Below are 13476 nucleotides of genomic sequence, written 5' to 3' on the forward strand. Positions count from 1 at the left end.
CCCGCTCAGGCCGTCGCGCTTTTCGCGAGACGCGCCAGCATTTCCTTGATCTCGCGCTGCGTCTCTTCAAACGAGGGCTGCGGCTGTTCCGCTTCGATGCGAGGCGCTCGCGGCGGTTCGACCGGACGCGGCGAACTCTCCTTGTGCTGGGCGGCCAGTTGCGGGGCGCGCTCGGCATGATCGCGGTCCCAGGGCGCACGCCATTCATTGTCGACCTCGTAGGGCGGTGCGCCCGTACGGTTGAGTCGGAAGATGAGGCCGCCGACCAGGCCGGCGAGCGCAAGTGTGCCTGCCATGATGAACAACAGCGTCGAGGTTGATTGCTTCTCAACCGTCGAATGCGCGGTTGCGGCGGGTGCCGGCGGCGGCGCGGGTTGCGGCGCCGCCTCGGGCTCTTCCTGTGGGCTCACGGCCGTATCAGCGGCGGCGACCTTGCTGCCGCCGGATGCGGCCATGCTCGATTGGTCAAGCCAGCGTGCCGAAACCAGCGAGCCGGAGGCGGGTGCGCCGACGGAGGGGGGCGCGTTGTCGAGGGCGGAGGCGGGCTTCTGTTTGGTGTCCGCCTGCGATGAAGTCAGCTCAGCGCGCGCATCTGCGACCGACGGGCTGATGCTGGCCGCCGGCTGGGGCGGGTTGGCGGCTTCGGCCGGCGGCGGGGATTCCTGCTGTACAGGCGCGGCCTTCGCCGCCTTGCTGCTCCCTTCGCGGACATACCAGCACTTGCGCTTGGTGGAGCGCTCAAGGCGATAATACCAATGGCTTCCTGCAGGCGCCGTCCCCTGTGGAGCCGACAGGCAACTGTCGGCAGTCTTGGCGCTGTCGGCACTCTCGGTACCGTTTTCCGCTCCGGCGGTGAAGCTGGCACCCGCCAGCATCGTAGCAACAAGTGCTGAAATGAATTGGGCGGTACGCTTTGACATCTACATCCCCGATAACACCGGCTACCTCTTAACCCCTAACTCTCGGTAGGAAGTTGGGTGGCAATGCGCCGCAAATCCGGAGTGGGTGGGGCTTAATTGCGGCTCGCCGGCCGCCTCAATTGCGGCAGATCGGGGCATCGGGGATGCACCGACAGCTATTGCTTTGAAGCGGTCCAGCGGCCGACCCAGCAGTCGGTCTGGCGAAAACTTCCCGAGCCGGAACGGCTTGAGATGCGGCCGGTGCTGATCAAGGTGATCCAGTTGGCAGCACCGTTCGGACCGATGCTGCCGTTCTGGCCTATATCGTGATCTAGTTCTTCAGAACGATGCGTCCGACGACCTTGCCCGCGCGCAACTGGTCGATCCACTTCTGGACGTCGGCCATCGGTTCTTCCCGCATCGGCGTCGGCTTGATCTTGCCGGCGCGCGCGAGCGCCATCAATTCCTGGGCCTCGGCCAGCGTTCCCACCATGAAGCCCTCGATGGTCATGCGCTTGTAGACCCATTGCACCATCGGCAGGCTGAAAGTACCGCCCATCAGGCCGGAGACCACGATCTTGCCGCCGCGCGCCAGCACGGAGACTGCGAACGCCATGGACTTCTCGTTGCCGGCGAAATCGACGACTTCGTCAAATCCGCCTTCGGTCTCTTTCAGGATACGCTTGAAGACATCGGGCTCGGCCGGGTCGTAGGCGACTGCTGCACCGTTCTGCAGCGCAGTCTCGCGCGCGGCCGGGCTGAGGTCGGCAACCGAGATCGGTTGCTTGAACATCGCCTGCGCGAACGAGAGCCCCATCATGCCGACGCCGCCGAGGCCGATCAGCAGCAGGTTGCGCTTCCGCGGGCGATCCACCAATCGTTTCAGCGCACCGTAGGCGGTGATGCCTGAGCACATCAGCGTGGCCGCCTGATTGATCGGCAGCGGATCGTAGTCGAGCAGGTATTTTGCATCGGGCACCAGCACATGGCTAGCGAAGCCGCCATCGATGGACACGCCCAGGAAACGCTGCTTGACGCAGAGGTTCTCGTCGCCGTTCAGGCAATCGCGGCACTGGCCGCAGCCGATCCACGGAAAAACGGCCTTCTTTTTCCCGATCAGGTCAGCCGGAACATCGGGACCGGCTTCCGCGACGACACCCGCGATTTCGTGGCCGAGCGTGAAGGGCAGCGTCATGCCGCGTGTTGTGTCGAGCTTCTTGCCGCAGCCGAGATCGGCGTAGCCATCCTGGATGTGCAGGTCGGAATGGCAGAGCCCGCAACGCTCGATGCGGACCAGGACTTCGCGTCCTTCTGGCTTCGGCGTCTCGACGATGGTCTCGCACAACGGCGCATCAAATTTGACGAGGGACTGGCGTACCATTTGCGCCATGGCGTTCACTCCTTAGGCAATGTTCGATGTTGTGTTTCTTATATTGGCCAATTCACGGGCCATGGCAACAAAGCCGGAGATGGGAATAGTTTCGGCGCGGCGGGTGGTATCGATATTTGCCGCCGCAGCGAGCCGGGCTGGATCGACCGAAAGCGACTTCAGGCTCTGGCGCAGCATCTTGCGGCGCTGGCCGAAGGCTGCGGCCGCCACCTGTTCCAGCGCACGGCGGTCGCAAGGCTCTGGCGCGGCGCGTGGTATCAATCGTACCAGCGACGAGGTGACCTTCGGCTGCGGTACGAAGGCCGACGGCGAAATGTCGAACAGGAGCTTTGTTTCGGCGCGCCAGTTGGCGAGCACGGCAAGCCGGCCATAGGCCTCGCCGCTCTCCTGCGCGACGATCCGCTCGGCGACCTCGCGCTGGAACATCAGCACCATCATGTCGTACCAGGGCGGCCAGGGTTCGATCGACAGCCAGTCGACCAGAAGCTGGGTCGCGATGTTGTAGGGCAGGTTGGCAACGATCTTTGCCTTGCCGCCATCGAGCAGGGGACGGGGATCGAATTGCTGCGCGTCGGCATGCACGATCTCGAGCCGTCCCGGGTATCGCTTGACGATGTAATCGAGCGCAGCCAGCGCCCGCTCGTCGCGCTCGATGGCAATCACGCGCTTTGCGCCAAGCGCGAGCAGTGCCCGGGTCAATCCGCCTGGGCCGGGGCCGACCTCGATCACGGTCGAGTCCTCAAGCGGACCTGCGGCGCGGGCGATCCGCGCGGTGAGATTGAGGTCGAGCAGGAAATTCTGGCCCAGCGACTTGCGCGCCGACAAGGAGTGTTCGCGAATGATGTCGCGCAGCGGCGGCAGATCGTCGATCGCGCTCATTCAGGCTTTGTCGCGGCCATCCTCGCGGCCAGCCGCAGCGCCGCGATCAGGCTCGACGGATTGGCGCGGCCGGTGCCGGCGATGTCGAATGCCGTGCCGTGATCCGGCGAGGTCCGGATGAACGGCAGGCCCAGCGTGACATTGACCGCGTCATCGAACGCGATGGTCTTGATCGGGATCAGCGCCTGGTCGTGATACATGCAGATCGCGCAGTCATAGGTGGCGCGCGCTGCCTTGTGGAATAGCGTATCCGCCGGCAGCGGTCCGCGGACGTCGATACCTTCGCCGCGCAGAATCTCGACAGCCGGCGCCACGATCTCGATATCTTCGGTGCCGAGCGTACCGTCTTCGCCGGCATGCGGATTGAGGCCCGACATTGCGAGGCGCGGGCGGGCAAGCCCGAAGCGTGCCTTCATGTCGGCCACCACGATGCGGGCTGTCGAGACGATCAAGTCAGTCGTGAGCAATGCGAGCGCTTCGCGCAGCGAAAGGTGGATCGTCACGGGCACGACAGCGAGTTCGGGCGACCACAGCATCATCACAGGCTGCGGCGCGACCCCGTCCTTGGCCGCGAGCTCGGCCAGGAATTCGGTATGACCGGGGTGCCCGAAGCCGGCGCGATAGAGCACGTTCTTGGCGATCGGGTTGGTGACGACAGCGGCGGCCTTGCCGGCCATGACGTCGGCGACCGCGCGCCGGATCGAGGATAGCGCGGCATCCGCGCTGGTCGCATCCGGCGTGCCGGGCCGCGCCGTCGCCGGCTTGCCGGCCGGAACGACAGGCAAGGCTCGCGCGAACGTGCTGAGCGCCTCTTCGGGGGAGGCATCGGCAAGCTCGACCGCAAGGCCAAGACGGTGCGCGCGCTCAGCGAGGAAATCGCGGTCGCCGAGCAGGTAAAACGGCGGAAGCTTCAGTTCATCACGCCGCAACCACGCGGCAAGCGCAATGTCGGGGCCGATACCTGCGGGTTCGCCGGATGTCAGCGCAAGGGGCTTCGACATCATCAGCGATATTCGATCATGGCCGCTTTGCGGACTTCCTGCAGATAGGATTTCGATTTCGCCTCATATTTCTGGGCGTACATCTTCTCGCGGATTTCCCTCTTCTTCGGCGAGTCGATCATGGTGGTCTTGCGACCGCACAGCACGACCATCTCCACGCCCTGCTTGGTGATCTCTGGCGGGGTGAGGTGGCCGATCGGCGTCTTGTCGAGCACCTCGCGAATGCTCGGCGGGATATCGCCGGAAGTCTTGGTCACGGTGTCGCGGATCGCCGCGTTGGGTATGGTCTTGAAATAGGAATTGGCCTCGTCGCAGCTCTGGATGCGCTCGCGCAGCCCCTCGGCTTCCTTCTTGCGCGCTTCGATCAATGCCGGCGTGGAGCCACGCGGCACGATCAGCACGATCGGCTGCATCTTGTATTCGAAGGCTTCGACCTCGGTCTTTTCGCCGCCTTCCTGCGCGGCGGCCGCGACATCCTTCTCGCCGACCTGGAGGCTTTCCTTGTAGCGGCCACGCACGAGGCTGGTCCAAACCATGTCGGCCCTGATGCGGGACTTGAGTGTGTCGGCGCGAATGCCCTGGCTCTCCAGCGACTTCGTCAGTTGCTCCGGCGAGATCCGCATCCGCGCGCTCATCGCGCCATAGGATTGTTCGATGTCGGAGGAGGACGGATCGACGCCGAATTTCTTGGCTTCCTTGATTTTCACCTTTTCGTCGATCAGTTCCTCGATCACTTCCTGTCGGTTCTGCTGCTTGTGGGTGGTCAGGAAGTTCAGCTTGGTGCGCTGCTCGATGTCGTAGTTGGTGATCGGCTCGCCATTGACCATGACGGCTACGGTCTGCGCTTTCAGCGGCGAAGTGCCGCAGAGCATCGACGCGAGCGCTATGGCGCAAGCGAGAGCTGGGGCCGAAAGGCGAGGGGGTAAGGTCGTCATGGTCATCTCAGCTATATGGTCATGTCAGCCATATCAACCGATCCGCACCGAATTTCGGCGCTGCGGATCACGCTCTACTAATAGCCGCTTCCGCTGTTCGTCGTCGTCGTCGCGATCGTCCGCAGCCCGATTTGGAACATGTACGTGGTGCTGAGGATTGGCGGCGACGAGGGGGTGGAGTAGTTGTATGACCTGACAATGTTTGCGGCCAGCACGAAACAGTCGTCCACATAGCCGGCGCCGATGACGTACTGGTTGATCTTGTTCGCTTCAAGGTCCCAACGCGCCGAGCCGGACACCACCCAGTTCGAGGCGACCTTGACCGAGGCGCTGGTCAGGATGCCTTCGCGACGGGTGAGATAGCCGAGTTCCGGTTGGGCCGCGTAGTTGCCGTAGAGCAGGCTGACCGACCAACGATCGAAGTTTGCGCGTCCCTCGGCCTCGAAGCGGTTGATGTTCCAGGTCGCCTCGTCCATCCGCGAGCGGACGCTGAACGTGTAGGTCCGGTTGGGCGAATAGCTGACGCTGCCGACATAGTCGGATGCGGCATGCTGCAGGCCCGAATCGAGGCCGGTATTGGTCGCATCGGCGACCGCGAACGAGTTCAGGCCGAACAACTGGTAGGACTGTCCGAACAGCACCTTGACGGCACCGCCCCGATCGAACTGGGTGGTCGCCTGCACGCCGACGTTGGCACGGCCGCCGCCCTCGACACGGTCGTAGCCGGAGAACTTGTCGACGGAGAACAGGTTGCTGGTGTCGAACACGAGGCTCTGCGCGTCCTCGTTCGGCAGCTTGCCGGCATAGGTCTCGTTCGGGCGGATGATGACCTGCGCCATCGGCTCGAGCGTGGTGGTGCCCCACGGCTGCACGTTGATGAACGGGTACCGATATTCAAGGCCGATGGTCGGCATCGCGCGCAGCGCCTGCGTCTCGCCGACGGGAAGGAAGTTCGAGACACCAGGCTGGTTCGAGATCGAGGCATCGATCGCGTCGGCGCGAAGGATCGCGAACGGTGTCCAGATCTGGCCGATCGGGTCGGTGTACGATCGCCGCCATTGAGCTTCGGCCGTCAGGCGCGTGTAGGTGCCGGGGAAGCCGCGCAGCAGGCACTGCGAGGGCATCCGGGCCAGCGGATCGGCGGATGCCGTGGTGCACAGGCCGGCGGTGTTGGCGAGCGTCGTGATCGGGTCGAAGACCGCCTGGTCGCGCGTCAGGCTGGTGAAGTTCACCTTGTAGCCGAACTCGCCGCCGAAGATCGGGCTGTTGATCACATTGTTATAGTCGATCACCGGATGGACCACTGGCACCTGGCTCTGGTTGCCAGAGTAGCTCAGGTAATAGATCGTGCGCGCATCGAAGAAGCTGCGATTGCCGACGCCGGTCAAGTAGAGCTGCGAGATCGCTTCCGTCGGCAGGCTCAGGAACGACGCGTAGGGGTCCCGGTACTGGCCAAGCCGATAGTCCTGGAAGAAGAAGTAGTCGGAGAGGAGTACGCCGTCCCAGCCCCAGACCCACTTGTCGTTGATCGCGAACTGGCCCCTGGTATCGATGCCGCCGCGGAACTGGCGGTCGCCCGGCTGGTTGGCGAAGGCGCCGGGGTCGAGCTGGTCGATGCCATAGGCGCGGATCGAGTAGGAGCCGTCCAGCAGGCGCTGGCGGAATTCACCCTGCAACAGGACGCCCTGGCGCGTCGTAAAGCGCGGGTTGAACGTCGCGTCATAGTCGGGGGCGAGCGCGAAATAATAGGGGATCTCGACGCCGTAGCCATAGGCCGTCGCCTGGCTGGGGCTCGCCATCAGGAAGCCGCTCTTGCGCTTCACCGTCGGGTCCGGAGTCGAGAAGTAGGGCATGTACGCCAACGGAACGCCGAAGAATTCGAGCTGGGCGTTCTCGAAATAGAGCATCTTCTCGGTCTGGTTATGGATGATGCGGGCGCCCTTGACCTGCCACAGCGGCGGCTTCTTCGGGTCGTCCTTACACGGCGCGCAGGCCGTATAGACGCCGTTCTCGAACACCGTGTAGTTGCCAGCGGAGCGGTCGGCGCGGGTCGCCGCCATGCGCGTCTGATCCTCGGTGTCGACGCGCAGCGAATCGACGAAACCATCCCGGTAATCGTCGCTGAGATCCATGATGTTGGCGTAGGTGATCTTGCCTTGGGCATCCGTGAAGCGGATGTTGCCCTCGGCATGCAGACGCTTGGTCTTCTGGTCGTAGATGACCTTGTCGGCCTCGACGCTGGTGCCGTTGTAGAACATCTGCACGTTGCCGACCGCGGAGACGCGCTGATTGTTGTAGTCGTAATCGACTTCGGTCGCCTGCACGAGCATCTGCCCGTCATTCCGGGGCGGGGCCGGAGTCGGTTTCGGCGGCCGCGGATTGTAGGTGAAGCTCTGCGCGGCGGCGGGGGTCGTCAGGCCAGCGCCGATCGTCGCCGTAAGAATGAATCCAACGGTCAAGGTTAGTAGGAAGCCGGCCAAGCGAGTCCGCTGACGGCGCACGGTACTGCGCCGCCTGAACGCAGGCGACTCCAACTGGCGGGCGGCGACAACGGCCACTACCCGTCCTCCTGATATAGCAAGGCCAAGAAACCGGTGAGGCCGCCCACGCACACGGGTAGCCACGCCGCAGCGATGGGATGCATCAACTCAGCCTTGCTCAAATCTTCAGTTACTTTCGAAAGCACGTAGAGCAGAAAGCCCGCACCCACGCCACTTAAAACCATCTTTTGCACGCCGCCGAACCGGAAGAAGCGCAAGCTGACCGAAGCGGCCAAAAGCACCATCGCAGCCAGCAAAAACGGCTGTGCAATGAGCTTGTGATACTGCAGCCGGTAGCCGGCGGTCGCGAAGCCCGAGCTCTCCGACGAGCGGATGTAGTTCGGTAGTTGCCAAAACGACACAGTTTCCGGGGTGGAAAAGCTGTTGCGGACCTGGGCCGGCGTCAGCGTCGTGGCCAGGTAGAAGCTCTCCTGGTCGATCGGAGGCTTGTCGAGGGAGTATCGACGTACTCCTTTGAACACCCAGCGGCCCTCTTCGAGCGAGGCCTCGCGAGCTTCGATTCGCTCCTTGAACTGCAGGCTGGTGTCGAATCGGAATACGGTCAGCCCGGTCAGGCGCACGCCCTGCTGCTCGCTGCGGGCGGCGTTGATGATCGACTGGCCATCGCTGTTGACCTGGTTGAGCCAGAAGCCAGAGGCGTCCTGGATGCCGCCGCCGGGCGCCGAGCCGAACAGCTCAGCTTCCATCTGCTTGGAGAGCTCGCGCAGGTTTGCCGACATAGGATTGTAAGCGGTGGTCGCCGCGACCCCCAGCACGATCGCGCTCGCCAGTGCGGGTGAGATGAACTGCCAGGCCGAAACGCCGGCGGCGCGCGCGACCACGAGCTCGAGCCGGCGCGACAGCGCGAGATAGCAGGTCATGGCCCCGATCAGCACGCAGAACGGCATCAGCTTCTCGAGTAGCTGCGGGACGCGGAACAGCGAGGTCTCGGCGACCGTGATCGCGGAGGCCGTGACCAGTCCGGAGGTCTTGCGCACCATCTCGATGTAGTCGACGAGGACGAGCAGCACGAAGATGCCGACGAACACGCCGACGGCCGAGATCACGAAGCGGCCGGCGAAATAGCGCCCGAGTGTGTTGGTGACCATGCTCATGCGGTGGCCGGCCTTCCGAACAGGCGGGCGATCCGCGCATTCGACTTGTTGATGGCCTCGATCAATCCGGGCGGCGGTTCCACCACCACGCCGCCGATGATCATCCAGAGCCCGACGCCGATGCCAGCGAGCAGCATCAGATATTGTGCGCCGACCGCAAGCGACGATTTCACCGCCATCACCGAGCAGGCGAATCCAGCCATGCGCAGGCCAAGCACCGCGAGAACCGAGCCGCCGATCGAGAAATTGCGACTCTGGCGCGTCGTGCGCGGCGCGCCCAGGAAGGCGAATGTGAGTGCGGCAAATGCGAACGGATAGATCGGCGCCATGAAGCGGTCGTGCAATTCGGCGCGGAACTGGCCGGATAGTTGATCAAAGGTCGGATCATCAGCCGCGGGCCAGATCAATTCCCACAGATATCGCTCGCGAATCCCCAGCGTGACGTCGCGCTGGTTGGAGAATTTCGACATGTCGAACGCGTAGCGGCCGAAGGCGACGAGGGCAGGGTCGCGCTTGCCGGCTTCGAATCGCTGCAGATTGCCGTCCTCCAGCACCAGATACGAACCATTCTCGTTCTTCAGCACCGTGCCATGGTCGGCGATGATCGTGACGCGCTCCTTGGGATCGCGGCGATCGTCGACAAAGATGCCGCCGAGCACGCCGCCCGGCAGGCGTTCGCGAATCCGAATCGTCAGATTCTGGTCGAGCTGGGCGAAGCGGCCCGGCTGGAGGATGTTGGTGAGTACGTCGGCGGTGATCTCCGCGTCCCATTGCTTGATGCGCCGCATGCCGTCGGGGGCGAGATAGGCGCCGATGAAGGCGACCAGCGCGGCGACCACGCAGGTGGCATAGAAGAAGGGACGGAACAGCCGGAATGGCGAAAAGCCCGCGGCGTTCATCACGATGATCTCGGAATCGGTCGCGAGCTTGTTCAGCGTGTGCGAGACCGCGATCATCAGCGCGATCGGCGCGATGATCAGGACGAGTGCCGGAATCACCAGGCTAGTGATGCCGAGGAAGGTGATGATGGTCTGACCCTGGCTGGTCATCAGGTCGATGCCGCGCAACGCCTGGGTAATCCAGATCACGCCGGTGAGGCTGATCAGGACTACCGCAAACGACGCGAGCGTCGTGCGGAAAATATACCTGTCAATCGACCCCATCCCGTTACCGCAAGATTCCACTTGGCACGCCAAAACGCACGGCTTCCCGACCAATCCCTTCCAAGGGCTCCCCTTTTGGCCGTGCCGCTTATCCGTCCAGCCGTCACTCTCTCATTACCATCCCTTTGATCCGTCAACAAAATGGCTGAGCCAAGGCACGTCTTCCATATGGTTAATTATTCCCCTTTGTGGCGTTCCAGCCACGCCGCGCTTGGCAGTGCGGCGGCTGGCAGGCCATAGTGTTGATCAACCCCGGGGCTGACCGATCTGGACGGCCGCGAACCGACATTCCACCTACTACCCACGCCAGCCGGCTCCTGCCTGCGACAACTCTGATTCTGGAGGAATTTGCCTATGTCCGACGCCGTAAAGGTCGGCTTTGTCCCGTTTTCCGCGCCCGTCAGGGGCCTGATGGTGGTGTTTTGCGACGAGGCACTGAAGTTCGGCGCGGCGACCGACAAGGCGCTTGGGAAGGCGGCGGAGACGGTCAAGCGGGCGGCCGCGGCCAACCAGTTCAAGGGCAAGAGCGGCGCGATTCTCGACATCCTGGCGCCGGAGGGAATCAAGGTCGAGCGCCTGATCGTTGTCGGAACCGGCAAGGCGTCGGCGCTGAAGGAGAAGGATTTTCTCAAGTTCGGTGGCGTCGCTGCCGGCAAGCTGAACGCGGCGACCGATACCGTCACAGTGATGGCCGAGTTGCCCGAGGGCGCGATGAAGGCGGAGCAGGCGGCGGCGATCGCTTCCGGTATCCGGCTCCGGGCCTATAAATTCGATCGCTACAAGACCAAGAAGAAGGACGGCGAGAACGAGCAGGTGCGCGCCGTCGTCTCGATCGCGGTCGACGATGTCGCCGCCGCGAGGAAGGCGTTTGCGCCTGATGCCTCCATTGTCGAGGGCGTGGTCATTGCGCGCGACCTCGTGAACGAGCCGCCGAACGTGCTCTATCCGGAGGAGTTCGCACGCCGCGCCAGCCAACTCCGCAAGATCGGCGTCGATGTCGAGGTGCTCGACGTCAAGGCGATGACCAAGCTCGGCATGGGCGCGCTGCTCGGCGTCGCGCAGGGCTCGGCGCGGCCAGGCCGCGTGGTGATCATGCGCTGGAACGGCGGCAAGAAGAGCGAGCAACCGGTGGCTTTCGTCGGCAAGGGCGTCTGCTTCGACACCGGCGGTATCTCGATCAAGCCGGCCGGAAGCATGGAGGACATGAAGGGCGACATGGGCGGCGCGGCCTGCGTGGTCGGGCTGATGCATGCGCTGGCCGCGCGCAAAGCCAAGGTCAACGCGGTCGGCGCCATCGGCCTTGTCGAGAACATGCCCGACGGCAACGCGCAGCGTCCCGGCGATATCGTCAAGTCGATGTCGGGCCAGACCATCGAGATCATCAACACCGACGCCGAGGGCCGGCTCGTGCTTGCCGACGTGCTCTGGTATGTGGCGAAGAAATTCAAGCCGAAGTTCATGGTTGATCTCGCGACGCTGACCGGAGCGATCATGGTCGCGCTCGGCACCGAGCATGCCGGCCTGTTCTCCAATAATGACGAGCTGGCCGATCGGCTCATCAAGGTCGGGCAGGAGACCGGCGAGCGGGTGTGGCGCATGCCGCTCGGCTCCGAATACGACAAGCTGATCGATTCGCAGTTCGCCGACATGAAGAATACCGGCGGCCGCCATGGCGGCTCGATCACCGCGGCGCAGTTCCTGCAACGTTTCGTCGACGGCACGCCCTGGGCGCATCTCGATATCGCGGGAACCGCGATGGGCGCGCCAAAAACCGACATCAACCAGAGCTGGGGCTCGGGCTATGGCGTTCGCCTGCTGGAACGCCTGGTCGCGGACTACTACGAGGCCAAGAAATAGCCTGATATGACCGAGGTCCTGTTCTACCATCTGCAGGGCATGTCGCTGGAGAGCGTGCTGCCGCCGCTGCTCGAGAAATCGCTGGAGCGCGGCTGGCGTGTGGTCGTGCAATCGACGTCACCGGAGCGCGCCGAGGCGCTCGACGCGCACTTATGGACCTACAGCGACGATTCCTTCCTGCCGCATGCCACCTGGCGTGTCGCCGATGCATCGGATCAGCCGATCATCCTTTCGATCGACGACGGTAATCCGAACCGCGCCAATGTGCGCTTCCTGGTCGACAACGCGGCGATGCCCGAAGATAGCGGCAGCTATGAGCGGCTGGTGCTGGTGTTCAACGGCGACGACGCCGAGGCTGTGGCGGCGGCGCGCGCGAGCTGGACTGCCTGCAAGGCGCGCGGATTCGATGTGACCTATTGGCAGACCGATGAGCGGGGCCGCTGGCAGCGCCGGCAATAGAAGGTTGCGGAATTAATGATAATTTGCACTTTGTGTCCCGGAGTCGACGCCCAGCCACGGTCATGCCGCAAAGGGATGCTCGGACAAACATTTTAGGGCAAAGGCGCGCGCCGCGCGTAAGGCTTGGGGTATCGCTTCGCGCAAAAAAGCGCGGCGGGACAAGAGGGTAGAGACGGGAGCCCAATCGATCGTGCGAGATGGAACACTTATTCGGAAACCGCTGGCGGCCCTGCTGCTGCTGCTTGCGCCGGTCATCTCCGGCTGTTCCGGCGGCTCGAATATTTTCGGCGGCTCGGATATTTTCTCGAGGGATGCCGATTGGTTCTCGCGGCCTGGCCGGGTGTTCATCCGCAACATTTCGATCGAGACGCCGCCGCTGACGCCGACCAAGCCGGTCACCGCTGAGGACATGGTCAGCGCCGAGGGCGGATGCCCGGGCATGGCGCCGGCGGGGCCTGCGAATGCCAATGCGCTCGCGGACGGCGCCGGTGGCGCACCACCGCCGCAGAGTACCGGGACGGTCGCGCTGGGACATACCGAGTGCGATGTGGTCCGCGGCATCGGCGCGCCCGACAATGTCGGTCTCTCCAAAAATGAACGCGGCGACCGCGTCGCCGTCGTCACTTATACGCACGGGCCGCGCGCCGGCATCTACACCTTCACCTCCGGCCGCCTGTCGTCGATCGAGCGCATTGACGTGCCCGCGCCGCAGCCGAAGCCCGGCAAGCCGAAGGCGAAGAAGCACGCGGCGACGTGAGGCCGGCGAACTTGTAGGGTGGGCAAAGCGTAGCGTGCCCACCATCAAGTGCACCGCCCGCAATGGTGGGCACGCTACGCTTTGCCCACCCTACAGCTTCGCCGCGAGTTATGATTCAATTTTCAAACAGCCGAGGGGTGTGAGTCTGCATTCTCGCGGCGCGATGCGCCCGAGCTTTGCTTCACTTTCCACCCTCCTCGAAGACAGAGGGCGCAGGGAAAGCCGGGTGCTGGTTGCACCCGTGGGTCCCGTGCAACAAAAAGCACGGGGGTAGGACCACAGGTTCAACCGAAGCATTCCGGCTTTCCCTGCGCGATGGTGTTACGGCTTCCTTCGTGCTCTCCCCGGTGACCGGCTATTTGATGCACACATCTTTGTTGCGAAGATCGGCGAAGACTGATTCCCTGGCGGGAGGCAGTCTTGTGGAGAGCGGTCTTATGTCGATGGAGGTGGGGCTGGGGCGATTTGGCGATCGTCGCCT

General features: G+C 63.7%; 12 protein-coding genes. 4 read left to right on the forward strand and 8 right to left on the reverse strand.

All coding sequences use genetic code 11. The annotated features are described in order from the left end of the window. Positions 1 to 5: 5 nt before the first annotated feature. Positions 6 to 920: a hypothetical protein gene (locus ACZYOF_RS27020; protein WP_463717690.1), complete on the reverse strand. Its 915-nt coding sequence runs from the start codon at positions 918 to 920 to the stop codon at positions 6 to 8. 96 nt (positions 921 to 1016) lie between these two features. Here ACZYOF_RS27020 and ACZYOF_RS27025 point away from each other — a divergent pair, with 96 nt between their 5' ends. Then, positions 1017 to 1229, forward strand: coding sequence for a hypothetical protein (locus ACZYOF_RS27025; protein WP_463717691.1), 213 nt, complete (start codon positions 1017 to 1019; stop codon positions 1227 to 1229). A 1-nt stretch (position 1230) separates the two neighbouring features. Here the strand turns inward: ACZYOF_RS27025 and ACZYOF_RS27030 are convergent, their stop codons facing one another. From ACZYOF_RS27030 to lptF, 7 genes are all read right to left on the reverse strand, one after another. Continuing rightward, positions 1231 to 2289 (reverse strand): alcohol dehydrogenase, encoded by a 1059-nt coding sequence (locus tag ACZYOF_RS27030; RefSeq protein WP_463717692.1) that lies wholly within the window; start codon positions 2287 to 2289, stop codon positions 1231 to 1233. Positions 2290 to 2301: 12 nt separating this feature from the next. Further along, positions 2302 to 3168 carry a 16S rRNA (adenine(1518)-N(6)/adenine(1519)-N(6))-dimethyltransferase RsmA gene (rsmA, locus tag ACZYOF_RS27035; protein ID WP_463717693.1) on the reverse strand — a complete coding sequence of 289 codons (867 nt, stop codon included), beginning with the start codon at positions 3166 to 3168 and terminating at the stop codon, positions 2302 to 2304. Continuing rightward, positions 3165 to 4169 carry a 4-hydroxythreonine-4-phosphate dehydrogenase PdxA gene (gene pdxA / locus ACZYOF_RS27040; RefSeq protein ID WP_463717698.1) on the reverse strand — a complete coding sequence of 335 codons (1005 nt, stop codon included), beginning with the start codon at positions 4167 to 4169 and terminating at the stop codon, positions 3165 to 3167. The genes rsmA and pdxA overlap by 4 nt, the downstream gene beginning before the upstream one ends. Positions 4170 to 4171: 2 nt before the next feature. Further along, a complete protein-coding gene (locus ACZYOF_RS27045) occupies positions 4172 to 5110 on the reverse strand; it encodes a SurA N-terminal domain-containing protein (protein WP_463717694.1) in 939 nt (312 codons plus the stop codon). A 71-nt stretch (positions 5111 to 5181) separates the two neighbouring features. Next, positions 5182 to 7563 carry an LPS-assembly protein LptD gene (locus ACZYOF_RS27050; RefSeq protein ID WP_282532122.1) on the reverse strand — a complete coding sequence of 794 codons (2382 nt, stop codon included), beginning with the start codon at positions 7561 to 7563 and terminating at the stop codon, positions 5182 to 5184. A 98-nt stretch (positions 7564 to 7661) separates the two neighbouring features. Beyond that, positions 7662 to 8759, reverse strand: coding sequence for an LPS export ABC transporter permease LptG (gene lptG / locus ACZYOF_RS27055; protein ID WP_463717695.1), 1098 nt, complete (start codon positions 8757 to 8759; stop codon positions 7662 to 7664). Then, positions 8756 to 9922: an LPS export ABC transporter permease LptF gene (lptF, locus tag ACZYOF_RS27060; RefSeq protein ID WP_130581055.1), complete on the reverse strand. Its 1167-nt coding sequence runs from the start codon at positions 9920 to 9922 to the stop codon at positions 8756 to 8758. The genes lptG and lptF overlap by 4 nt, the downstream gene beginning before the upstream one ends. Positions 9923 to 10276: 354 nt before the next feature. On the opposite strand from lptF, the gene ACZYOF_RS27065 reads away from it, so the two are divergent. The 3 genes from ACZYOF_RS27065 to ACZYOF_RS27075 all read left to right on the forward strand — a co-directional run bounded on the left by ACZYOF_RS27065 (position 10277) and on the right by ACZYOF_RS27075 (position 12995). Beyond that, positions 10277 to 11779, forward strand: a complete 1503-nt coding sequence (locus ACZYOF_RS27065) for a leucyl aminopeptidase (protein ID WP_463717696.1) — start codon at positions 10277 to 10279, stop codon at positions 11777 to 11779. Positions 11780 to 11785: 6 nt separating this feature from the next. Then, positions 11786 to 12238 carry a DNA polymerase III subunit chi gene (locus ACZYOF_RS27070; RefSeq protein WP_130581054.1) on the forward strand — a complete coding sequence of 151 codons (453 nt, stop codon included), beginning with the start codon at positions 11786 to 11788 and terminating at the stop codon, positions 12236 to 12238. 190 nt (positions 12239 to 12428) lie between these two features. Next, positions 12429 to 12995: a hypothetical protein gene (locus tag ACZYOF_RS27075; RefSeq protein ID WP_463717697.1), complete on the forward strand. Its 567-nt coding sequence runs from the start codon at positions 12429 to 12431 to the stop codon at positions 12993 to 12995. Positions 12996 to 13476: the final 481 nt, after the last annotated feature.

The organism is Bradyrhizobium sp. LeoA1Lang, from assembly GCF_055413685.1.